The sequence below is a fragment of the Sulfobacillus thermosulfidooxidans DSM 9293 genome (assembly GCF_900176145.1).
Classification (GTDB): domain Bacteria; phylum Bacillota; class Sulfobacillia; order Sulfobacillales; family Sulfobacillaceae; genus Sulfobacillus; species Sulfobacillus thermosulfidooxidans.
In genome coordinates this window covers 1,850,463-1,872,761 of sequence record NZ_FWWY01000001.1, presented here as the reverse complement: position 1 = coordinate 1,872,761, position 22,299 = coordinate 1,850,463, and the positions used below count along the sequence as shown (strand labels likewise).

Below are 22,299 nucleotides of genomic sequence, written 5' to 3'. Positions count from 1 at the left end.
TCGTAAACTCAACGTCAGAGGAATGTCGGTCGTTCTTCACACGTCATCAACATCGTTTCTTGAAGGCAACGAGGACCGTGTGATATGTACCGGAGGCCCTATGCAATCCTATATCTAGTTAACCACATTGCCTGAGTGTTGTCACAAATTTGGCTTAATCATCCATTCAGAAGCTTTTCTCCCCAACAACATCATTCCGTATACAGCTTTTCTAAAACCGGACGATGTATCGCAGGAAAAGTATACAGCCTCTCACCTTGCGTCAGTGAGAGGCTGTATGAAAATCACTGGGCCCGTATTACATCAGCCGGCTTCCTCTTCCAGCTGTAACATGCGTTCAGCATGCGCGGGATCTTTTTTGAGCTTTAGATGGACAATGCCATAACCCAAGACACCCCATACTAAGGCAATATAGGGCAAAATATTATACGGGTAGGCCGGAACCGGATACAGCGAACTATAAATAGGCCAAAACATCGCCAAGGCTCCAAGGACCGGAATAATACGGTGGCGAATCCAACTGAACTGCGTGCGAAAATAACGGATGGCCGAAATATTTATCAAGACATATCCCACGAGCAACATTAATGTGCCTAAGGTTGCGACTTCTCCATAGATATTGCTCGGGCCCACATTATACATCGCTGTGATAATCACAAAAGACACCGCACTGACGAGAAAAATCGCTTTATAAGGAGTTCGGTGCACCGGATGCGTCACACTGAAAGATGTTCCCACCGTCCCATCTCGGGTCAGAGCAAATAAAACACGTCCTGATGCATTTAATGAACCCAGTACACAGGCAAATGCTGAAATCGTCGTACCGACATCGACGGCAATGGCGGCCACATCTCCTAAATACCGGTGAGCCAAATCATTCAGTGGAGCGCCTGATGTTTGAAAGGCTTTGATATGATTTAACCCGAAGCCAATCGTCTGAGCGTAACTGCCAAACGTGAAAAATGTGCCGGCCACAATAACGGTTCCAAAAAGGGCCCACGGCACCAATTTCCGCGAATTTTTAGCTTCTTCGCCAAGCGTCGCTCCGCCTTCAAATCCTGCAAAGGACAAAAGGCCGAACACTGTCGCAAATCCGACTCCCGACCATCCTTTCAAGCTGGGTTCAAAAGGCTTAAAGGAATTGCCACCAGCTCCCCCATGGACCACGATAATGAGTGACAAAACCGTGATGATAAGCACCGAAAGTCCTTCCATGATCAAAGCAAAACGTGCCGATAAGCGGATATCTTTATAGGCGAGATAGGTAGACAGCGCAAGAGCCCCTAGAGTCATCAAATACCACGACGGTTTAATGCCGAAATTTTGTAAAAGCACTTGCGCAATATAGCCAAACATCGCCGCCGTACTTGCGGTAAAGGTCACATAGGTTCCCAATAAAAGCCATCCCGATAAAAAGCCTGCCTTTAACCCCAAGCCTAGGGAATTATACGCATAGAGAGATCCGGCATGGGGGCGCACTTTGGAAAACTCAAAGAACGATACAGCCACTAAGGCAATCCCGACAAAAGCCGCAAGAAACGCCAGAGGCACCGCCGCCCCATCGGCTTGGGCCGCATACGGCGTGTTAAAGGAAATGGCCATTGTCGGAGCTATCATAGCCAATGAGAGCGCAGCGACCTCAAAATAACCAAGATAATTCGATTTTAATGTCGAAGACAATGACTTCATGAATCTCCCTCTTTCGTGTTGTCTAAAAATCACTGTCCTTGGAATTCACAATGATGTTATTTTTTTATCATAAATCGCTTAGTTTTGTAATATATTTTCGGAATATCTGTAATAACTGACAACAACATCATGTAACATGCTATCAATTAAAGGGAATTTCTAACACAATACATGCCCGTTAATCAAGGTAGACGGTACTCCGAAGAAACTGTTGCTCACTAGCAGAATGGAGCTGGAGATTTACGAACCCGGCAATAACTCGCTTAATGAATGTCTAGGCACAACTCTTACCATTTTTTATAGGGCAAAAATTTTCCATTCATCGTTATGATGACACGATCTCCGGCGGGATCAGGTTTCCGATCGATATCCATCATGAAATCGATAGCGCTCATAATGCCATCGCCAAATTTTTCATGGATCAATTCTTTGATCGTATCGCCATAGACTAACAAAATTTCATAGAGCCGGTAAATGGTGGGATCTTGAGGAATTTTTGGGGTATCTCCCCGGTGCGGTACTATACTAAGAGTCTCCAACTCTTCTGGTGCCAAGTCCAAGACAGTGGCTAATTTCGTTATTTCATCATAGGAACACGTCGCCTGCCCCAGACACGCAGCCGTTGTCCAAACTTCTGATCGTCCGACTGCGTGCGCTATGTCAGCCCATGTGAGCTTTAATCGAAATTTCGCATCTAAAATTTTTTGCGTCACTACATGTCGATCCATAGGTTCTCCTCTTTCTTACCGGGAATGCCGGATTCTGATAGCCTATAGTTACACGCCTACAATGGCTTCACGCAATCGTTCAATTGTTGACAATATAATCATCCTATCGCTGTCTTCCACACTAAATTGTTCCAACGAATCGGATAAGTGCTTGCTCACCGCATCAAAGTGATGATCAGTTATCTTCAATTTTCGGTGCGCAGCTTCCATATTTTTGCCGTTATAGTTATTCGGCCCTCCTAAGGCATAAGTAATAAAAGCGGACATGTGTTTTTTCTGGCGATCCATGTTGACTCCTAAAAAAAAGGGCTGTAAATCCTTATCATCAAGAACCTTTTGATAAAACAGAGAAACCACCCTGTCTATGGCCGCACCATATTTTTCATAGAGAGTTGGTGTACTTTCGTAACTCATGGTAAATCCCCCTTGATAAAATTGCGAAAATTATACTTATACACGAAGCATCTTTTCAAGGTAGATGTCAGAAAAAATTCAAGTGATGTTATATATTGGTCAGTTATCACAATTTTCTAGTTGCCTATATACCCTAGATTTCCAAGATATTTAGGTTATCAATATACTTCCACACCTTAAATAAAACTCACATAATAATACGGATTACTGACATAATATTATTAACTTTATGTTAGACATCGCTCAATGACTATGATATTATACGCCTATATCTAACACCCCCATTGCATAAGAACACACCAAGCGCTCTTACCGAGGTCTAAGCATCATTTAGAGGGAGGAGATTATGTCGATCGTTTATACCCCCTGCCCGTTTTGCGCTCTGCAATGCGGGGTAACAATTAAGCAAACCACCAAGGGACAGCGTATTGTGGGTAAGCCTCACGACCCTATTAGCGAAGGGCATCTTTGCCGAAAGGGATTGGCTAGCCTCGAGGTTCTCAACCACACCCAGCGAATCGAAGCCCCACTACTTCGTTCCACTCGTACACAACCTCTTACGGCAACCAGCTGGACGACGGCCCTCGACGCCGTGGCTGAACGTCTACGATCGATCAAAAAAAATTGGGGTCCGGACAGCATTGCTGTTTACGGTAGTGGAGCTCTGACTAATGAGACAGCTTACATCTTGGGAAAATTTGCCCGTTTGGCCCTGGGTACTCGCGAAATCGATTATAATGGGCGTTTTTGCATGTCGTCAGCCGCAAAAGCTTATGTCACCATGTTAGGTCTCGACCGTCCTACCAGCACTTTTGAGGATATTCGCCAGGCAGAAACACTTTTGATCGTTGGCAGCAATCTCAGTGATGCTCATCCTATGGCTATGCGTGCTATTCAACACGCCAAAACCCATGGTGCAACCATTATAGTCATTGATCCACGGCGAACACGATTAGCCAAATCAGCCGATTATCATCTGGCTATCCGTCCTGGGACCGACGGATTCCTTGCGTGGGCGATGATTCATAGCATCATCCAACAGAACTTAGTCAATCATGATTTCGTCACCAATCGCACACTAGGGTTTGAAGAAATGGCCAAGCAAGCCCGGCATTATTCCCCACATGTCGTATCTTTATTGACCGGAATTTCCCCAAAAATCATTGAAACCATTTCTCGTCTCTTTGCAGTGTCTACCCGATCAATGTTGCTTCATGGCCGTGGAATGGAACAGTATCAGCACGGAGTAGAAGCCGTATCGGCATTTTTAAATGTTGTCTTGGTCACAGGGCAAATTGGCCGACCAGGGACTGGCGCGGTAATGTTAACGGGACAGGCTAATGGACAGGGTGGACGGGAACTCGGACAGAAATCTGACCAGCTACCAGGTTCCCGACCCATAACTGATCCGATTCATAGACAAGCCATCGCCCGTGTTTGGGGGGTTGATCCGCAAACAATTCCTCCTGCTGGACGTTTCACAGCCAGCGAATTTTTTCCTGCTATTGATCGAGGGGACATTAAAGCTCTTATGGTTGTCGGAGCTAATCCATTACTATCGGCTCCCGATACTTCTGCAGTCCGTCATGCAGTGAAAAACCTTGAGTTTTTAGTCGTCATCGACCCCATTCTTACCGAAACCGCACAGGAAGCAGACGTTGTCATTCCTGCCGGAGGATTTGGCGTTGCTGAAGGCACGATTACCAATGTCGAAGCTCGGATCGTTCCAGTACTCCCACTTTCTTCTCATCTACGGCCAGTGAACGCATGGCAAGATTGGCAAGTATTTCAAGAGCTTGCTAAAAGACTGGACAGTGCACAATATTTTCCCTACCAAACTACACGAGAGATTTTCGAAGAAATGCAAAAAGCTACGGAAGGTGCCCCTTCAGATTACTCCGGGACGTCTTGGGAAAGCATTATGTCTGGCCAAATTGCCCATTGGCCCATAACCAAGGATTCTCCTTTGGGAACACCGCGTCTCTATGAAACTGCCTTTGCATTTTCTGATGGTAGAGCGCGATTCAGTACCCTTGTGCCTGGTCCAGCCACGGAACTTACAAATTCTGAATATCCTTTTCATCTGATTACGGGCCGTTTAGGTGCCCACTACAATAGCGGCGCGCAAACTCGGTTCATGCCAACTCTCAAAAAGACACCCACTAGCACACTATTCATCCATCCAAAAACAGCTCGACAATTAGCAATTTCTGACGGGTCACCAGTGAGGGTCACGAACTCCCATGGCACAAGTCTGACATTGACTGCCCACATTACACAAGACATACGCCAAGACACGGTGTTTGTCAGTATGCATAACGAGTTGGACAAAGCTATAAATCATCTCATTCCCCTCGGCCCTTTAAGCTTATCCGGTATGCCGGAATTCAAGCACACGGTTGTATCATTAAGCCCCTTGCAATCCCTCTATGAAGAAGTCACAGTCGTTGAAGAAGTCGATCTGGGGATCACTCTATAAGTTTAAGGAGGTGGTAACATGGCATTATTTCCAGTCATGTTGGAAATGAATCGACTGCCTGTCCTTATCGTCGGCGGAGAACAACAAGCCGAGTGGAAAATCAAAGTTCTTCTGGCTTCGGATGCAAATATCACCGTCATAAGCCCTATAGTAACTGTGCCTATTGAACAATGGGCTAAAATCGGAAAAATTACGTGGATTCCTCGACACGTTATGCATTCTGATTTTCAGTCTTTCCGGGTTGTTTTTATCGCAACCTCTGACCCCATAGAAGCAGAACAGTCATGGCAATGGGCCAAACAATATCGCAACTTAGTCAACGTGGTTGATCATCCCACTATGTGTGATTTTTACTCAACAAGCCACTTTCGTCGGCAAGACTTGGTCATCAGCATTTCAACATCCGGTAAGGCTCCTGCCCTTGCACAAGCCTTACGGCAACAGCTAGAAGACATAATTGGACCTGAATGGGTAGAGTTCCTTCAGGAAATTTCTCATCTACGCAGCGCCGGCTATCCGATCTCAGCGATAAAACACCGAGCAGAAGAGTTATCGGAAATCATTGAGCAATACCCCTCTAAAAATATTTCTATGTAATACTTTAAGGGTTCCGACAATCTTTAGAGGCAAAACTTCCATCTGTTCTGTTGAAAACGAACAGTGTCTTGACTTTTTCATTTTTAAGGAGGAAGGTTCATGATAAACCAAAATTCGTATGCGAAAACTTTAGCGTGGCCTACTTTAGGATTTTTCATAGGATTTGCCGGGCTGTCCATCTATGGCCCTCTTGTTCCCAAGTTTATTCACCTCATGCATCTTACTCCACTAGATGCGGGACTTTTGGCGGCTATTGCGAATCTATCAGGTTCCCTCCTTCGTCTACCTTTTGGGGCATGGGCTGATCGGCGCGGCTTTAAACTGCCCTTCTTAACATTGCTGACTGCGGCAGTTCTCGGATTATTAGGTATTGTTTGGGTAATGGCCACCCACTATCCGCATCATATGAACGGTCTCTTTCCGTTATTATTAATTTTAGGATTTCTTGTTGGCGCTGGCATTGCAACATTTCCCGTAGGTATTGCCCAAGTATCACAAGCGGCACCACACACGCGTCAAGGAACTGCTCTTGCGTTATATGCTGGCCTCGGTAATCTCGCTCCCGGCATTTTCGCCCTGTTATTACCGTTTGCTTTTGCCCATATAGGACTCATTCCCGCTTATAGTCTTTGGGCACTATTGATGCTTATAGGCATAGGGATTTATGCGCGTGAATCCCCATCTGTCGCGTTGCTTAAGCCCAACAAAACCGATAGTCCTTTCTTAACAGCATTACGTACAGCCGCAACATGGCCTCTAACATTTCTTTATTTCATAAGTTTTGGTGGATTTTTAGCTCTCGTCGCCTGGTTACCCTCCTTCTGGGTCGGCACATTTCATGTTCCACTAGTCAAAGCTGGTCTGTTTACTTTACTTTTTACTTTAACTACATCCCTCATTCGGATTGTCGGAGGGTGGCTTGCTGATAGAATCTCTCCCACTCTCGTCATTGCTGGCTCGTTATTGGCTGTTGCATTTGGTGCCGCATTTGTCACTCAAAGTGGCACCGTAACGGATGCAATGATAAGTGTTCTGCTTATTGCTGTTGGAATGGGAATTCAAAACGGGGCTGTTTTCAAAATTGTCCCCTTCAGAATTCCTCATGCCGTGGGCGGAGCCGCCGGTATCATTGGTGGACTCGGTGCGCTGGGCGGATTTATTATCCCGCCAGTGATGGCGATGGTCGGCGGTGTGCATCATGCTCCGACCAGTTTTATCATTCTTACAATTTTAGCTCTGATGGGTCTCGGGGCCTTAGTCTACCTAAACCGGCCATCTCTAAACCCACAATCCTTGTTGAAATCCGAAACCGCATTGGATCTCGATTTAGAATCGTAATATTCGCTCATAGCGACATTAATTAAGGATTTGTGCATTAACTTTTAAAGGTTATTACTCCCAGAAATGAGGAACGATTGAAACAGTGGAATTACAATTTTCTGACTTGCTTAAAGAAGTCGCGCGTGGACGGAAAGGCTCCCGTGACCTCACCATAGAAGAAGCCCAGTTGGCTGCACGATTTATCATTGAGAACAAAGCTACTCCGGCCCAAATTGGTGCGTTTTTGGCTAGCGAACGCATAAAGACTGAATCGTCTGAGGAACTGTTCGCCTTTTCTGATACATTGCGTTTACATCTTGTCCCACCCATCCCGATTCCTTGGCGAATTGATCCCGGCCTCGATACGGTTGGCCCGTTCGACGGTAGGCAAAATAGTTTTTTTGCAACGATCCCCGCAACTCTCATTGTTCGTGCTGCGGGCGTTCCCATATTACTTCACGGCGTCAAAAGCCCTCTGCCTCCTAAAAAAGGCACAGGGCTTTTTGATGTCTTATCGGCTCTTCATTTGCCTTTGGGTTCCAGTGCAAACGATATACAGTGCACTTATCAACAACTTGGCATCTCATTTCTCGATGTAGAAATCGTATGCCCTCCTCTCCAACGACTCCGGCCAATCCGCGAAGAACTTTACTTTCGGACATTATTCAATACCGTTGAAAAGACGTTGAATCCGGCAAATAATGCGCGTCTTATCATGGGAATCTTTCATCTCACACAGCGTCGAGCCATTTTGGGTCTGTTATCCCGCCTCAATTATCAAGAAATTTTGATAGTACAAGGAGTAGAAGGGTCCGAAGATCTCTATGTTCACCGTCCCAGTGTTCTATGGAAAGTCACAAGAGACCATACGGAAGAGATAACCATCAATCCCGTGGAGATAGGCTTAATGCCGACCATTAACCGAATGAGCCTGTCCCCATCCGAACAAGCTCAGGCGATACTCCATATATTAGCCGGAGACCCTCATCCCTTACGCGATCTGGTACTATACAATGCCGGTGTGCGATTATGGTTTTCCCGCTGTACATCCAATTGGCAAGAAGGAGTTGAGTTAGCACGCCACCTCTTAGACACAGGGCAAGCCAAAAAGATATTTCAGCAGTGGCAAGCATGGAGACATTATTCAGATTGAGACAATACCGTTTGCGAGACACCAGTGCACATAGCCAATGCCATATCGTCCAATTCGATGTAAATATTATCCTCAACAACTTTTACTGGAAATACGCTGGTCTCCCCCTGATCCGGAGCTTCAGCACAACCGTTATCTAAATTAATTTTCCAGTCATGGAGCGGACAATACACGTGGTGTCCGCTAACAATCCCATCAGCCAGTGATCCTTGCCGATGGGGGCACTGATTAGCGATTGCTCTAAGGGTACCGTCCCGTAATCGGAATACAGCGAGATGGCAATTTCCTACAATCACCTTGCGGCCCGTTTGCGGTGCCACATCAGAAAACCGTAAGACCTTAATCCATGCCATTATGCAAAACATCTCCTTTGCGAAGAGGTTTTAATTATGATCTTCTTTAAGACGGTTGAACGTGGAACGTCTCGAAATAACGACGCTCTTCATCCGTATTAACAATTCTTTGCCACGGATCACGCCATCGTGATAGCGTATCTCGCAACCGCTGGGCATAAGCAAGGCGTTGTTCAGCGTTTTCTAAAGTCTTACGAATGGCTTGAATTCCTACTCGTTCAACCCATGTTGCCGTTCGTTCCATATAGCGGGCATTTTCGCGGTAATACTGCAAAAAGGCTAATGCCCATTCTTCGACTTCGTCTTCTGTACGTACACGTATGAGAAAATCACCTGCACGTACCTTCGCCCCGCCGTTCCCTCCTACAAAAAGATCAAATCCTCCTTCGACTCCTATGACGCCGACATCTTTGACAGTCGACTCCGCACAATTTCGTGGGCAACCAGATACAGCCATTTTGACCTTATGAGGCGTATCTAAACCTTCTAATGCATGTTCGAGACGAATTCCAGCACCAATGGCATCTTGTGTGCCAAAACGGCAAAATTCGGTCCCCACACAAGTTTTCACTGTTCGCATGGCTTTGCCATACGCGTAGCCAGAGGTCATGCCGAGATCTTCCCAGACAGCAGGTAAATCTTCCTTGCGAACACCCAGAAGATCAATACGTTGACCACCCGTAATCTTAATCATGGGTACCTGATACTTATCGGCTACATCAGCAATTTTCCTCAATTGTTCAGAATTGGTTACCCCGCCATAAATTCTGGGAACAACCGAAAACGTTCCATCTCGTTGAATATTTGCGTGAAGGCGTTCATTAACGAGGCGGGACTGGGGATCATCATCCGCCTGCACGGGCCACACCATGCGCACATAATAATTCAAAGCCGGCCGACATTTTGAACATCCTTCGGGGTTTTTCCACTTCAATTGTTTCATGACATCATGAACTTGATAAAGATGGTGCACACGTATCGCCTCGACAACCATCTCATGACTTAAATCTGTACAGGCACATAGCCGATTAGAATCTTCAACTTGGTTTCCAGTCACATATGTCAATAATTGACCGACTAGAGAACGACAACTTCCACATGACCGGGACGCTCCGGTCTCGAGCCGAATATCGTCAACAGAACTTAAGCCTTTTGCCTTGATCGCATTCATTATGGTACCTTTATTGACACCCATACACCCACAAACAATATCGTCATTGTCCCATGTCTCTACAGATGATATGGATTTAGATTCCGCGTTATCTCCCCAAAGACCAGCCTTTTCGAGATCTTCCCACGTTGCCCCTTGGCGTATTAATGAAGAATATTTAGCACTATGCGTCGTATCGCCATAGAGTATGACTCCTGTTAGTTGATTCTGGCGGAACACGGCTTTTTTGTAGCGATTCTTTAAACCATCCATCATCACTAACGTGTTAGAGTGGTCATCATCTTGAAAGTCGCCAGCAGAAAATACTTCGACGCCCGATACCTTTAATTTAGTGACTGGAACGGATCCTTTATAGGACTCCGCTGGCATTTGCGCTAGTTTTTTAGCCAACACTTCGACCTGTTCATAGAGCGGTGCCACAATCCCGTAAACAACGCCTGCATGCTCAGCACATTCTCCGACCGCCCACACATGGGCCTCAGACGTTCGCATGAAATCATCGACCACAATTCCACGATTCACGGTGATCCCTGATGCCTTAGCCAAATCCACGTTGGGTTTAATTCCCACCGCCATCACAACTAAATCCGCACTAATCCTACGGCCGTCCGATAACTCCACGAACTCAACATGATGGTCACCATGAATGGCAATCGTCTTTGCATCCATTGCCAGTTCAATGCCTTGATGGCGCAATTCACGTTCTAGTAGTTTGCCTGCGTGCCAGTCCAACTGGCGCTCCATGAGTGTGGAGACGGCGTGTACCACCGTAACGTTCATCCCTAAAGCATTCAGACCATGAGCAGCTTCCAAACCTAATAATCCTCCACCAATCACAACGGCATTTCTGTGTACTCGCGCCATTTGAATCATCGTTTCGCAATCATCAAAAGAACGAAAAGTAACCACTCCGGGAAGATGAGCACCTGGAACCGGAATCCGCAAAGCCGATGATCCTGTTGCTAGTACTAACTCGTCATATGTAAATGTTAAATCCTGCTCTGTTCGTATGATTTTGTCTTTAGGCTGAAGTTCGATAACTTTGTCTCCCGTTTTCACGGTAATGCCGTGATCGTAGTACCATTTTTCGTCTTTGAGCAATAAACCGCTAGGATCTACATTTCCAGCAAGTACATGGGACAACTGGATCCGGTCATATCCGGGAAATTGCTCTTCACCAATAATGGTCAGTTCATACATATTGGGGGCAATGTTCACAATTCGTTCAGCAAGGCGGGTTGCTGCCATACCATGTCCAATAATTACTAAACGGTTCATCACTCAATCCCCCAATATTTGTTTTTATAACTCATTATAACTAGCGCTATTTCCTAAATTTTTGTGCATCTTTACAAATCATTTCCATTATTAATTTTAGGTTTGTAAACTATCGCAGCCGAGAACAAAAGTTCACGACTTCATTTTGATGCCGATAATCATCTGCATTAATTGGCAACTAATTTAATACACGCTCAACTTTGTATCCGATGAAAATCAAATTCAGTCTTTCTTCAGGACTAACTTGTAGTTTTTCAGATTCGATGACAGTACCCTTATGAATAGGGTTCCACATTCTTCAATCCACCGGTCACAGGGTCAAGTTATATAGACCGTGTGATGACCCATTATAGGACCTAAGGGGAATTTGATCATGATCCATCACAATATGCCTACATCATCTATTAAACAGCGCATGCTTTCATACCGGCGTGTCGTGATACTAGCTGGGGGCACCCTGTTGGTCCTGTCGGCTCTCACTTACATTGTCATCCGGTCGACTCGTCCGCCATTGCCCGCCAAATATCTCACTGCCATCGTTCAACAAGGCAACTTGTCACAAATCGACTCAGCCACAGGAGAAATCATTCCGGTTGAGACGTATACCGTATCCGTACCCGCTAATGCATCTTTAAGCCAGCTGAACGTCAGCTTAGGACAAACTGTGAACACAGGGCAAATGCTGGCAACCTTTAGCGATCCCACTTTGGCCAGTGAGGTGGCCGCACAAAATGCCGCGGTCTTAAGTGAGCAAAACCAAGTGAATCTGCTATTATCATCCGAGTACCGGGCATCCCAACAAGCCAGTATCGTTCAAGCCGAAGACAACCTGCAACAAGCTGAAGACCAATTAGCCCAGGCCCAGTCCCAAGGTGTTGTCACCTCTTCTGTCGAGGGCCCCCTCACTCAAGTCGCCTCCGTGGGGGAATACGTTTCTTCGGGACAACCCCTGGCAACAGTAGGGGGTAAGACAATCACTGCCCCGTGTCAAGGAACTGTTCAACATGTAAACGTGACCATAGGCCAACAAATCACTCCAGGCACACCCATCCTTACACTGACGTCCCCCAGTTTAACAAGCAAAATTTTGGGTGACGAAAGTCAAGTGGCTGGGTTACAAGCTGCATTAGATAAGGTGATGTCACAGGACAGCCAAACCCAACTAACGGCCAGTTTGGATCAAGCCAAAGCTCAACTTGAGCGTGACCAACAAACATTGGTGCAAGAACAGCAGGCATTGGCCAATCTCGTTGTCCAGGCCCCTTTCTCTGGCGAAGTCACGATGTTAAACTCGTCCGCACCACCTGGGGCAAAATTATTGACCTTAGATAGCCAGGCCAAGATGGTCACAGTGCCGATTCCAGAAACCCAGATTAATTTGATTCATACGGGCCAAAGCGTATCCGTGAGTTTACCCGCGCTTCCCGGAAAAGTGGTATCGGGCACGGTTCAAAGCATTGCTCCCGTCGGCAACTACAGCAATGGCGTCGCGAATTTTCCCGTGAATGTGACACTGAATAATGTGAGCGGCATCCGCTACGGCATGAGTGCCGACGTCTCGATCGTGGTAAAAACAATTCATGGCGCTCTATTAGTTCCCCTAGCCAGTCTTCATAGCCGTGGTTCCCACGATTTTGTCGAAGTATTGGCTTCAAATAACCAACTAACACGTATCCCGGTGCATGTGCTTTTAGAAAATGCCACCACGGCGGCCGTGAAATCCAAACGATTAGCGGTTGATGACCGGGTCATTACCGCCGTACTCACCTCCCCCAGTGGGAAACTCCATCTCAAAGCCAAGGGGAGAACCCTTCATAAAGGAAAAACCGCGGGAAAGAAGGGCCATACCAAATGATTCGACTGGTGTCGGTCTATAAAGATTACCATCTTGGTCTAGATGTCTATCCCGTCCTGAAAGACATCACTTTTGAAATTCCCATTGGAATGCTCGCGGCCATTGTAGGACCATCTGGTTCGGGAAAAACCACCCTGCTCAATATTTTAGGCGGACTCGACACTCCCAGTCGCGGAGAATATTGGTTAGGGGGAGAAGATGTTAGTCATTTTAGCCGCGAACAATGGGCTCACAAGCGCAATCACACCATTGGCTTTGTCTTTCAATCGTTTCAGTTGATTCCTGGATTAACCGCTCTCGATAACGTCGCATTGCCCCTCGTATACCGGGGTGTACCTTCGCACAAACGCCGGGAACAAGCCAAAACAGCCTTAGAACAAGTGGGCTTAGGTCATAGGCTCTATCACCGCCCTTCACAATTATCCGGGGGCCAACAGCAGCGAGTCGCCATTGCTCGAGCCCTCATCGGGGATCCTCCGTTGATTTTGGCCGATGAACCCACCGGCAACTTAGATCATGCAACGGGTGTGGAAATCATGGACTTGCTAACAAGCTTAAATCGGCAAGGAAAAACCGTCGTCATTGTGACGCACAGCCAGGAAATAGCCGTATCCTGCCATCAAATCATCCAGATTGAAGATGGGCATGTGATTTTAAATACACGCGAGGTGGAAAAAACACCATGACATGGCGAGATGGGCTTGTTCTAGCCTTTTTGGGATTAATGAGCAACAAACTGCGGGCCATCCTCACAATGTTAGGCGTCATTATCGGAGTGGCGGCCGTAATCGTCTTAGTGGCCATTGGTCAAGGCGCTTCGTCTTTAGTCACATCCCGGATTGAAACGCTTGGTACCAATGTATTGTTTGTCTCCCCCGCTTCTGGTACGCCGTTCCCAGTGAGTGAAACCACTCTGATTCACAGAGTCTTGCCCTTTTCGGATGTGGTCGTTCCCGAGATGACCCAAGGCGCTAAGATATCAACGCTCAACCCGCCGAATCAAGAAAGTGGTCCAGTCGACGGCACCACAGCGGCCTATTTAGAGTTGGGTTCAGTCTCTGTAGCAGCCGGTCACTTTTTGACACCATTAGAAGTGAGCCAGGATCAACATGTGGCCGTTTTAGGGGCGAACCAAGCCACCAACTTGTTTAATGGAGAGAATCCCATCGGATCATCCATTATGATCTTGGGACAGCAATTTCATGTCGTGGGCGTTCTTAATCCGGTGGGTCAAGGGCCTGGAGCCAGTCAAGACAATACCCTATTTATTCCGATTACCGTGAGTGAATCCTTGTTAGGAACCAATCAATTGAGCCAGATCATCGTGAAAGCGCAAAACCCGAATCAAGCCAATTTGGCCGCCAATTACCTCACGAATCTCTATACCAATCAATTCGGATCAACGAGTGCCGTTAGTGTCGCCTCAGAAGATCAGGTCCTTCAAACCTTGCAAGCCACCCGGGCCACTTTCACTGACTTGTTAGCTGGTACCGCTGGCGTGGCCTTGGTTGTTGGAGGGATAGGCATCATGAATATCATGTTAGTCTCCGTTACAGAACGGACGAGAGAGATCGGTATTCGCCAGGCGCTAGGTGCTACCCGCGAAGATATTCTTCTTCAGTTTCTTTTGGAATCCATGGCCATGAGCTTGGTAGGCGGGGTAATTGGCATTCTTTTGGGACTCGGTGTGATGCATATTATCCCAGCAATTTTGAAAACCCCTGCCATCTTCTCGCCCGTCGCCTTAATGCTTGGCTTTGTGTTTAGTACGGCAGTCGGTCTGATCTTTGGCCTCTATCCGGCCATAAAAGCTTCGGCCTTAGATCCCATTCATGCCCTCCGGTATGACGGATAGTTCGAGAAATAAAATAGTCTTCCAAGCTTCAATGGCCTGGTTACGGAACCAAGAAAAAATCCGCATGCCGCACGGATTTGTGAAGGAAACCGACACGCTTTAGAAAAAGATTACAGGTTTTACTAATCTCAGCCTTGCTGTGCTTCTTCACGCCATCAAGGCCGAGGGCATGGGAACGGTAGGATTTTGGCAACAAATAATCGTTTTTTAAACTGGTACAGAAAGGTTGATATTTCATGAGTCTTCGTCGTTTTTTGATGCCTTATCTTTTTATCCCGCTTTTGTCCTTAAGCCTGGTTGGGTGCGGATCGACCAAGGTGAGTTCACCCGCGCCTTCTGTTCATTCCTCTTCAACCCACAGGACTTCGCACAGTAAAGAACACCACCATGCGCATGTGATTCACGTCAAAGGAAGGGTTTCGGTGATCTCTTCGACACAGCTCGTGGTAAAAACAGCTCGTGGTAAAATCTGGACATTTCTCATTAACTCTCACACCAAATATCGTGCGAAAAAGACTCAGATAAACCTAAGTCAAATAAAAGTGGGCTCAACGGTGCAGGTTCGCGCGGTGCACAAAAAGACCAAGACATTCGCCCGGATCGTGCACCTGTTGTAACGTGCACCCTGTCAAGGAAAACCGTGTAGGGATTTAGGGAGTCAAGAACTATTGTCTTGATGAGGAGGCCTTCATCATTTGAGCTTCCGGCTCAAAAATAAACAAGGTTTGAGACTGCGCTTGTTTCCTTTGCACCATCACAAATATGATACCCGCTAACATGAGAATTCCCACGACCTCATCAATCCCTTTGCCGATGACTTGGCCTCCATAAACCAAGAAAAATCCCGTCATCGTCAGTAACCATAAAGAAGTCAACCACGAAATAAGTTGAAGAAAGCGGTGCTGATGCCCATCTAAACCATGGGGCAAGGCTGAGTCATGTTGCCGGCTTAAAAACACTGACGCCGTAATACTGTCAAAAAGAAATTCCAAGACTAAGAAAAATCCCGCTGAACTTAACACCAAATTGAACCAGCTGGTCATCGAGGTCCAAAACAAATTGACACAGACAATGACAAACGCTGCCAAAGACGGTATGATGATAGCCCAAATGGGGGCATTGAAGCGATTGAACCGCGTCAATATGGGGGGTAAGATGTGATCTCGCCCCATCGCGAATAAAGCCCGGGATAAAATAAACGTCGTTAACCACAATGATCCTGCAGTGGATGCCAAAATGGGGATTAAAGCCCACCTATGCACCGAAGGAATCACCATGTGAGCCCACGTCATTAACACATCCGGATGGCGCCGCAAGATGGAGAGGGGTACATTATGCAACATGACGGACCACGACAATCCATAATAGGCTAATACCATCAAGGCACCAATAATGCCCCCGGTCCCGGGCGCACTCCGGGGTTTTGTCGCCTCTTCTGCTGCGTAACTATCGATCTCCCAGCCATCGACAATCGTTGCCGCCACCACCATGGCGATGACGATTCGCTGCCATCTGACGTTGATATCAGCCGTATTTTCGCTAGGAGCCAGGATCACATGGTGCCAATGCCCAAACCCTATCACCATCATCGCCATCACAGCCAAAACTTCCGCCAACAAAAAAATTTGTGTGACGCGTGCTGTCATTCGGCTGCCCAACAGCAGGACACTGGCTGCAAAAATAATCCATAAAAGACTAAAACCCACCACATCCCAAGCGTCAGGCCTCGCTATTCCCAATAAACTAAGGCTTTGATCGGCGGCTGGAATAATAATAGGCGGAATGGACCAAAAGTAGGCCATTATCAAAATCCATGACTGAAACTGGGAAACCTGTGTCCCTAAGACCCGCCGTGACCAGTGATACGATGCCCCAGCATTCGGAAAATGGTGATTCAACAGGCGAAAAATCCAAGAGCTAAAGACAAAGGGAATTGCGACCGCTAAAATGGCCCAGAGCACATCGGCACCAGCGAGTTGCACCAGCAACTGACCAGCTGCCGCCATACTAAATAGCGGAGCCACACTCGATATTGACAAACTTGATAAGTCAGGAAGAGTCAACCCCAACATGAAACGCTTTGAATGGCTCTCTAACCCTGTTCTAGTCGTCATCTCCCGCTCCCGACGCTCCTTTGCTATTCCCTTGTCTTTACGTTTTCATCGAACACGAGCTATTAACTTTCACTCGCGGCGACTTCATGTTCTGACGTACCAGAATCAGCCGTTTGTTGTGACTTTGGTGGCAACGTTAAAATATTTGGCAGATGGCGTAAAAACGCCATACCCACTTTTATGCCGTCTTGAATGGCCGGATCTTTCAAAGCCCCGACCAACCGCATCGCCCCATATTTGGTTGTATCCCGGCGCGCTTCGGCTAGACTAACATCGATAGCTAGTAACATATTTTGGGTCAATTCCGGTAACCCACTGTTCAAGGCCCAATCAGCAAACTCGATGCCCTTATTCGTGATGGCCGGCAATTTTGCTAACGTGTCAACATTCACGTCATCACCTGAAAACGCATCCATAACCCGTTCTAACACTTGTAAACCCCCGCGTTCTTCAAATCGGGTGAGATGGTTCAGTAATTGATTGGCGGTATCGATATGATTTTCCAAGGTTTCGAGCAGGCTTAACAGTTTAGGATTTTTCATGGCCCGTTGGCTAAACTCTACCACCCGGGCGAATTCTGGCTGCGATAACAGTTCGGTTAGCTGTAAAAGCGCCGGGGTGGCCTGTTTGACGTGTTCGGCTAGAGCCATCACTTCTTGGCTCAGAACAAGCTGCATCAAGGACTCGGCCCGGGCTAAGAGCAGAACAGCATTCATCACACTGTCACTTTGCGTCCATTGCACAATCTGATCAACCATCTTATCTTGCCATGGGCTCACCTGTCTGGACAAATCATGAAGGAAGTTGGCAACCTGCTGATTGTCTGCCATTTTAGCAATTTGGGCCAACAGATCAGAGGATAATTGGCCGGAAGCAATGAGATTTAAAATATCCTGGAATCCTTGAGAACCCAGTAGCCTCTTCGCCCAATCTTCCAAACGCGGTGATAGGCTTTGCCACATTTCCCCAATTAAGGTTGTAGTTCCCGCTAAGGGAAAATTTCCTTGGGTCATTTGTTGTTCCAACACCCCGGCAAATTCCTTCACGTTTTGCGCGAGCTGATGCCCTCCTAAGTCATCGATGGCATTGACCAAACTCTCAAAGATGTTTTGGGCCATATCCACTAACTCAGCCTTTTCTACAGTGGCTACATCCTGCCAAGTCGATGCGGATTCTTTCATCATTAATTCCTCCTCTAAATCTTTTTTATGAATTATCAAAAATCACCAGATTCACGTTTCGCTATACCCTTCTCGTAGGTCCTATTCGTTTTGTGCCAATTGATAACCCAGATTGATAACCAAGTCGCAGGCCTGCTCGATTGCCGCCTCAACAGGGGCACTAAGCTCCATCGACCCTTCTTCAGGGCCAAATGTCAGAGGTTGACATCCCACGAGATAGACGGGGGGAAGGGTTCGCGCCTGCTGCTTTGCCATGGAGAGAACGATTAAGGGATTTAGGCTATGACCATCCATCACGGGGGCAGACGTGGGAATATCATCTGGGGTGATGTGAAGGACTTGCAAATGTCCCGGCGTCTCTCCATGCGCATAAGCATCCACTAAAATCACGGCTTTCCACGGCGTATGCAAGGCATAGACGAGATCGACGCTGCGGATGCCAAAATCCTGAAACACCATCATACTCACGGGTAAAGATCGTGCGCTCAAACGCCGGATGACTTCAACGCCAAATCCATCATCTCCTAAAAAAATGTTTCCAATCCCTGCAACGAGAATGGTTGAATCCAAAGAAGGGGTCATGGCCATGCCACCTCGTCTAAATCAAAGAAGAAACGATGCCCCACCAATTGTTCTTGACCCAAATCACGACCAGGATCCTCATCGATGGTCACCACAACATAAATACGCCCTTCCAAGTCTTCTTGGATAGACTCGACAGTCGCGAGCTTTCCTGCCAGCACCGCATCAAAAATATCTTGATGCTTCTTGGGATGAAGCAAAACCTGCGCTCCGGCATTGAGCGGTCGCCCGTCTAAAAACGCTTGAATAGGAGTTTCTTTGGCATCTTGCCAAAAATCAAATGGGTTCCACGCTTCCTCTCTTTCATTCATAATGGCTATCCTCCTTGTCATGGGTGCCGTCTTCTTCCTTGTGGGGTAGAGTAGAAGAATGCGGTGATACGCGGTAGGCCATGCCATGTAATTGGTAGAGATCATCACGGGAGAGATTTTGTGTGCGTTCCAATAATGCCTGAACCTTGGGATCGGCACGCATCGCCTCCTCTTTTTCTGCGTCAGTTAGGGTCAGAATGCGCAGTGTTAGCATTTCATCAATTTCCGCGCCATCAAAGAAATCGCCGGGACTGTTGTCGGCTACAGTGGGATAGTCATACAAAATAATTGGTGAAACCAAACAAATTTTTCCATCTTGCTCATCGCCAGCCAAGACTGGCCACACCCCATCTTGCGTCAATGTTGCCACTTGGTCTTCAAAAGAACGCGGAGGATCCAGTAATGAGACCCATTTTCCCGTTTCCGTCGATAACAGCCAATGGGTCGCAATAAGGGAGTGCCTTAAGGCTGACGCTTCATCAAATCCCGAAATATCCGGCGTCACATTTTTAATCGTTGTCGTCAACAGCCATACGGGCTCTGGTTCACTGATAAACAGATTGCCATGCATTTCCACGTGAAAAACGATATTCTTGACCGCTCCGGCATCCTCAAGGTGAGCGGGAATCTCAATCGTTTTATCCCATGGCAACGAAGTAATGGTCCAACTAAAATCTCGGGGCAAGGCTTGTTGCCAGGACAAGGACGGGGAATCTGGCGAAAGGGGCGGCTCAGCGATTTGTAAAAAGCGTAAACGTAAAGTGATGGCTAAAGAGGATGCCTGTAATAAAGTTTGGGCCCGGCGAAACCAGGGATCCGTCGATTGGGTTTTTTGGTGATAAATTTCAGGAACAATGCGTCCGAAAGTCCACCGCTGTTGATTTTTAATCGCGCTGGGCCGATAGGGATACAGGGCATATCCTTCATAAAGAACGGCGTCAGCAATTTTTTCGGTATTTTGCCATGAGTTCATGAACTTAAGATCTCCTTTCCGTTTCTTGGTCAAGCAGTAATCTTAAGGCATCATCCCATGTCGACACTTCATGTTGGCTGCGGAAAAGATTGAGCCGATCAAAAAGATCCTGATCGATCCGAATCCATGCCTGGTGGGGATAATAAGCGGCCATGAGTTGCCGCCAAATGTTTACAGGCAATTGGAACGGGGCTTCACAATTCCAAGAAATGGGTTGGACTTGCACCCCGCGCTGAGCATCGTGATAAAACAGCGTTCCGCTAAACAAAAATTCCATGGGAATCATGCCCGCGTCCAAGGACTGTAAGTATTTCACCGCTAACACATCAAAATCATACGTACAGACAATCGGCAACTGAGTGGTCGTTTCGTGTTCAAAGCGCGGAACCGATAAAGAGGTTTGAGCCCACAAAAAATTGTGCATGGTTTCATGCCATCTCTGTGGACTACCAAAGACATCAAGCAAACGGTTTTGCACAAATTCGGAATAGGATCGCCCGCGTGGGGCGATTTGCACCTGGACGTGCAAGACCATCGCGTGCACACGCTCAAAAGGCGGAGTGGTTCGAATATGAATCAGAAATTGTAGTGTGGGCATCGCAGCATTGCGGACCAAAGACACGCCATCTATCGCAAATTGAACCGGTTCGGTCATGCTAGACCTCCTCGAGACGGGGCTTGCCTGGCCAATTGATCAAAAAACTGACGAATACGGCGGCTGACCTCATTTCCCCCAGAAAGCCCTTGCCAATTCAGTCGTAGCAGCCCAATCAGTTCGTAAAACCGATCTAGGGGAATAAGAAAACCTTCAGTCATGCCAGAAAGATCGGCAAAAAGCAGCACTTCGACCTCATCACTCATCGTGTCCAAGGCCTCTTGCAAGGGGAGGGTTAAAAACTCCCGGGATATTGGCCCGCCACTTACGGCGCCTGCGGGACTGGGATAAAAAATCTCCGCTTGCCCACCACGTCGTTTAACAATCCCTACCAGATGCACGGGGGACGAAATCATATCCCAAAATTCCATGCCCAGCATCGCTCTACCCAGGGAAATGATGCGTGTGGGGATACTTTGATATTGACTTTGTGCCGGAGCATCAAAGAGAAGTGCACAATGTTGACATGCACAAACCACCTGGCCGGTTTGTAAACGCAGTAAATGACGGTGACCTGTTTGAGGAATCAGGCGATTGCACACTTCACAGACGTCTTCTTCTGTTCGCGTAGAATCTTCCCGCACCCAATTTTTCACACGCAAAATCGATCGTGGCATACATGTTCCTCCCTATTCAGCGACAGGCATCGCAATGCGGGCCTCATGTCCCTCAATCAAAAGCGGTAACGGCTCAAGATGATACGATGTATGATCTATGGAGCGCCCTGCCCGTCTCGCATCATACAGTGCGTGGCAAGATTGACATTCGATTGCACTGTCTTTGACCCGAAGGGTCAATTGGTTGACATGCCGGCACTGGGGACAGTAATCGTGATAGGCAAAGAATTCGTCACCAAGGCGGGCAATAATAACCGGATGATCCTCCACCCTGGTCTTTTGTGCGGATCCTGGGGATAATGTGGTGATGTTATCGAGCGCAAACCATCCCGTGGTCCGCCTGCTCTTGACCGTCACTCCTTGTACCGCGCTTAACGGTATCACCACACGCGAACTATCATCAGCACTCATGGCCTCTAAATGGTCTTCACCTTCGACAATTAAATCCAACATGTCAGGTGCCAAGCGCATCAGTTCTTGTTCAATGGCCGTTTTGACCGTGATTCTCGAAGATGGGCAGCCTTGACAATGTCCTTCCAAGGCCAGCGTCACAATCCCTTGTTCGACGGAAATTAATCGCACATTGCCGTCATGGGTCTTTAAATAGGGCCGTACGTTTTCTAAGGCCTTGTTGACCCGTTCCTCAAAAGATAGGGGATGCATATTATGGATCATCAACAAGGGGCCTAATACCGGATCTTCGGCTAATTTTTGTGGAAGACCGGGATAAGAATGGGCATAATGCATCACTTGCTCGAATCCCATCCGGTACATTTCGAGTAAATCATTAACCAATTCACCCACCTGTTGACGAAATCCAGGAACTGATGTCTTTTCGATCGACTCGAGCTTCTGGTCTACCGCTTCAACCAGCGCTTCAAACTGTGTGGTCATGGCGTCCATGTTGTCGCCTCCTCATATTGAAATGGATCGAGTTTTAAGCCGTGGCCTTCTCGCCCAAAGATTTTGATCCC

Annotated in this window: 21 protein-coding genes; 8 read left to right on the top strand and 13 right to left on the bottom strand. The window is 47.2% G+C overall.

What is annotated here, in order from left to right:
* Positions 1–303: 303 nt before the first annotated feature.
* From B8987_RS09410 to B8987_RS09400, 3 genes are all read right to left on the bottom strand, one after another.
* The gene (locus tag B8987_RS09410; protein ID WP_084661335.1) at positions 304–1,689 is read right to left on the bottom strand and encodes an APC family permease; all 1,386 of its coding nucleotides are present in this window, start codon (positions 1,687–1,689) and stop codon (positions 304–306) included.
* A gap of 287 nt (positions 1,690–1,976) precedes the next feature.
* A complete protein-coding gene (gene cynS / locus B8987_RS09405; protein ID WP_084661334.1) occupies positions 1,977–2,417 on the bottom strand; it encodes a cyanase in 441 nt (146 codons plus the stop codon).
* A 48-nt stretch (positions 2,418–2,465) separates the two neighbouring features.
* Positions 2,466–2,831 (bottom strand): group I truncated hemoglobin, encoded by a 366-nt coding sequence (locus B8987_RS09400; protein ID WP_084661333.1) that lies wholly within the window; start codon positions 2,829–2,831, stop codon positions 2,466–2,468.
* Between the two features lie 346 nt (positions 2,832–3,177).
* On the opposite strand from B8987_RS09400, the gene B8987_RS09395 reads away from it, so the two are divergent.
* From B8987_RS09395 to B8987_RS09380, 4 genes are all read left to right on the top strand, one after another.
* Positions 3,178–5,310 carry a molybdopterin oxidoreductase family protein gene (locus tag B8987_RS09395; RefSeq protein WP_084661332.1) on the top strand — a complete coding sequence of 711 codons (2,133 nt, stop codon included), beginning with the start codon at positions 3,178–3,180 and terminating at the stop codon, positions 5,308–5,310.
* 18 nt (positions 5,311–5,328) lie between these two features.
* Entirely contained in the window at positions 5,329–5,907 is a 579-nt protein-coding gene (locus tag B8987_RS09390; RefSeq protein ID WP_076006449.1) for a precorrin-2 dehydrogenase/sirohydrochlorin ferrochelatase family protein, read from the top strand.
* A 99-nt stretch (positions 5,908–6,006) separates the two neighbouring features.
* Positions 6,007–7,245, top strand: coding sequence for an MFS transporter (locus B8987_RS09385; RefSeq protein WP_076006448.1), 1,239 nt, complete (start codon positions 6,007–6,009; stop codon positions 7,243–7,245).
* 85 nt (positions 7,246–7,330) lie between these two features.
* A complete protein-coding gene (locus B8987_RS09380; RefSeq protein WP_084661331.1) occupies positions 7,331–8,380 on the top strand; it encodes an anthranilate phosphoribosyltransferase in 1,050 nt (349 codons plus the stop codon).
* Here the strand turns inward: B8987_RS09380 and nirD are convergent.
* Positions 8,368–8,733 (bottom strand): nitrite reductase small subunit NirD, encoded by a 366-nt coding sequence (gene nirD / locus B8987_RS09375; protein WP_076006446.1) that lies wholly within the window; start codon positions 8,731–8,733, stop codon positions 8,368–8,370. The genes B8987_RS09380 and nirD overlap by 13 nt on opposite strands.
* 46 nt (positions 8,734–8,779) lie before the next feature.
* A complete protein-coding gene (gene nirB / locus B8987_RS09370; protein WP_084661330.1) occupies positions 8,780–11,182 on the bottom strand; it encodes a nitrite reductase large subunit NirB in 2,403 nt (800 codons plus the stop codon).
* A gap of 373 nt (positions 11,183–11,555) precedes the next feature.
* Here nirB and B8987_RS09365 point away from each other — a divergent pair, with 373 nt between their 5' ends.
* From B8987_RS09365 to B8987_RS19370, 4 genes are all read left to right on the top strand, one after another.
* Entirely contained in the window at positions 11,556–13,037 is a 1,482-nt protein-coding gene (locus tag B8987_RS09365; protein ID WP_084661329.1) for an efflux RND transporter periplasmic adaptor subunit, read from the top strand.
* Entirely contained in the window at positions 13,034–13,723 is a 690-nt protein-coding gene (locus tag B8987_RS09360) for an ABC transporter ATP-binding protein (RefSeq protein ID WP_020375858.1), read from the top strand. Before B8987_RS09365 ends, B8987_RS09360 begins: the two co-directional genes overlap by 4 nt.
* On the top strand, positions 13,720–14,892 hold the full coding sequence (locus tag B8987_RS09355) for an ABC transporter permease (RefSeq protein WP_020375857.1): 1,173 nt from the start codon (positions 13,720–13,722) through the stop codon (positions 14,890–14,892). Before B8987_RS09360 ends, B8987_RS09355 begins: the two co-directional genes overlap by 4 nt.
* Before the next feature lie 236 nt (positions 14,893–15,128).
* A complete protein-coding gene (locus tag B8987_RS19370; RefSeq protein WP_139793512.1) occupies positions 15,129–15,509 on the top strand; it encodes a hypothetical protein in 381 nt (126 codons plus the stop codon).
* 48 nt (positions 15,510–15,557) lie between these two features.
* Here B8987_RS19370 and B8987_RS09345 read toward each other — a convergent pair whose 3' ends face one another.
* The 8 genes from B8987_RS09345 to B8987_RS09310 all read right to left on the bottom strand — a co-directional run bounded on the left by B8987_RS09345 (position 15,558) and on the right by B8987_RS09310 (position 22,228).
* Complete coding sequence (locus B8987_RS09345; protein WP_020375855.1) at positions 15,558–17,006, bottom strand: APC family permease; 1,449 nt, start codon at positions 17,004–17,006, stop codon at positions 15,558–15,560.
* Positions 17,007–17,068: 62 nt separating this feature from the next.
* A complete protein-coding gene (locus B8987_RS09340) occupies positions 17,069–18,190 on the bottom strand; it encodes a helical membrane plugin domain-containing protein (RefSeq protein ID WP_139793511.1) in 1,122 nt (373 codons plus the stop codon).
* Between the two features lie 78 nt (positions 18,191–18,268).
* Positions 18,269–18,769: a hydrogenase maturation protease gene (locus B8987_RS09335; protein WP_084661327.1), complete on the bottom strand. Its 501-nt coding sequence runs from the start codon at positions 18,767–18,769 to the stop codon at positions 18,269–18,271.
* Complete coding sequence (locus tag B8987_RS09330) at positions 18,766–19,080, bottom strand: hypothetical protein (protein ID WP_020375852.1); 315 nt, start codon at positions 19,078–19,080, stop codon at positions 18,766–18,768. The genes B8987_RS09335 and B8987_RS09330 overlap by 4 nt, the downstream gene beginning before the upstream one ends.
* Entirely contained in the window at positions 19,073–20,053 is a 981-nt protein-coding gene (locus B8987_RS09325; protein ID WP_020375851.1) for a hypothetical protein, read from the bottom strand. Before B8987_RS09325 ends, B8987_RS09330 begins: the two co-directional genes overlap by 8 nt.
* Positions 20,054–20,057: 4 nt before the next feature.
* Positions 20,058–20,708, bottom strand: coding sequence for a DUF6084 family protein (locus B8987_RS09320; RefSeq protein ID WP_020375850.1), 651 nt, complete (start codon positions 20,706–20,708; stop codon positions 20,058–20,060).
* Complete coding sequence (locus tag B8987_RS09315; RefSeq protein WP_084661326.1) at positions 20,705–21,325, bottom strand: DUF5947 family protein; 621 nt, start codon at positions 21,323–21,325, stop codon at positions 20,705–20,707. The genes B8987_RS09320 and B8987_RS09315 overlap by 4 nt, the downstream gene beginning before the upstream one ends.
* A gap of 12 nt (positions 21,326–21,337) precedes the next feature.
* Positions 21,338–22,228 carry a NifU family protein gene (locus tag B8987_RS09310; protein WP_020375848.1) on the bottom strand — a complete coding sequence of 297 codons (891 nt, stop codon included), beginning with the start codon at positions 22,226–22,228 and terminating at the stop codon, positions 21,338–21,340.
* Positions 22,229–22,299 lie beyond the last annotated feature (71 nt).

Excerpts from the sequence above, each read along its gene's own strand:
- B8987_RS09395 (WP_084661332.1), top strand. The coding sequence starts at position 3,178 with ATGTCGATCGTTTATACCCCCTGCCCGTTTTGCGCTCTGCAATGCGGG.
- B8987_RS09385 (WP_076006448.1), top strand. The coding sequence starts at position 6,007 with ATGATAAACCAAAATTCGTATGCGAAAACTTTAGCGTGGCCTACTTTA.
- B8987_RS19370 (WP_139793512.1), top strand. The coding sequence starts at position 15,129 with ATGAGTCTTCGTCGTTTTTTGATGCCTTATCTTTTTATCCCGCTTTTG.
- B8987_RS09345 (WP_020375855.1), bottom strand. The coding sequence starts at position 17,006 with ATGACGACTAGAACAGGGTTAGAGAGCCATTCAAAGCGTTTCATGTTG.
- B8987_RS09330 (WP_020375852.1), bottom strand. The coding sequence starts at position 19,080 with ATGAATGAAAGAGAGGAAGCGTGGAACCCATTTGATTTTTGGCAAGAT.
- B8987_RS09320 (WP_020375850.1), bottom strand. The coding sequence starts at position 20,708 with ATGACCGAACCGGTTCAATTTGCGATAGATGGCGTGTCTTTGGTCCGC.
- cynS (WP_084661334.1), bottom strand. The coding sequence starts at position 2,417 with ATGGATCGACATGTAGTGACGCAAAAAATTTTAGATGCGAAATTTCGA.
- B8987_RS09360 (WP_020375858.1), top strand. The coding sequence starts at position 13,034 with ATGATTCGACTGGTGTCGGTCTATAAAGATTACCATCTTGGTCTAGAT.
- B8987_RS09310 (WP_020375848.1), bottom strand. The coding sequence starts at position 22,228 with ATGGACGCCATGACCACACAGTTTGAAGCGCTGGTTGAAGCGGTAGAC.
- B8987_RS09365 (WP_084661329.1), top strand. The coding sequence starts at position 11,556 with ATGATCCATCACAATATGCCTACATCATCTATTAAACAGCGCATGCTT.
- B8987_RS09355 (WP_020375857.1), top strand. The coding sequence starts at position 13,720 with ATGACATGGCGAGATGGGCTTGTTCTAGCCTTTTTGGGATTAATGAGC.
- B8987_RS09325 (WP_020375851.1), bottom strand. The coding sequence starts at position 20,053 with ATGAACTCATGGCAAAATACCGAAAAAATTGCTGACGCCGTTCTTTAT.
- nirD (WP_076006446.1), bottom strand. The coding sequence starts at position 8,733 with ATGGCATGGATTAAGGTCTTACGGTTTTCTGATGTGGCACCGCAAACG.
- B8987_RS09400 (WP_084661333.1), bottom strand. The coding sequence starts at position 2,831 with ATGAGTTACGAAAGTACACCAACTCTCTATGAAAAATATGGTGCGGCC.
- B8987_RS09340 (WP_139793511.1), bottom strand. The coding sequence starts at position 18,190 with ATGATGAAAGAATCCGCATCGACTTGGCAGGATGTAGCCACTGTAGAA.
- B8987_RS09410 (WP_084661335.1), bottom strand. The coding sequence starts at position 1,689 with ATGAAGTCATTGTCTTCGACATTAAAATCGAATTATCTTGGTTATTTT.
- B8987_RS09390 (WP_076006449.1), top strand. The coding sequence starts at position 5,329 with ATGGCATTATTTCCAGTCATGTTGGAAATGAATCGACTGCCTGTCCTT.
- nirB (WP_084661330.1), bottom strand. The coding sequence starts at position 11,182 with ATGAACCGTTTAGTAATTATTGGACATGGTATGGCAGCAACCCGCCTT.
- B8987_RS09335 (WP_084661327.1), bottom strand. The coding sequence starts at position 18,769 with ATGACCCCTTCTTTGGATTCAACCATTCTCGTTGCAGGGATTGGAAAC.
- B8987_RS09315 (WP_084661326.1), bottom strand. The coding sequence starts at position 21,325 with ATGCCACGATCGATTTTGCGTGTGAAAAATTGGGTGCGGGAAGATTCT.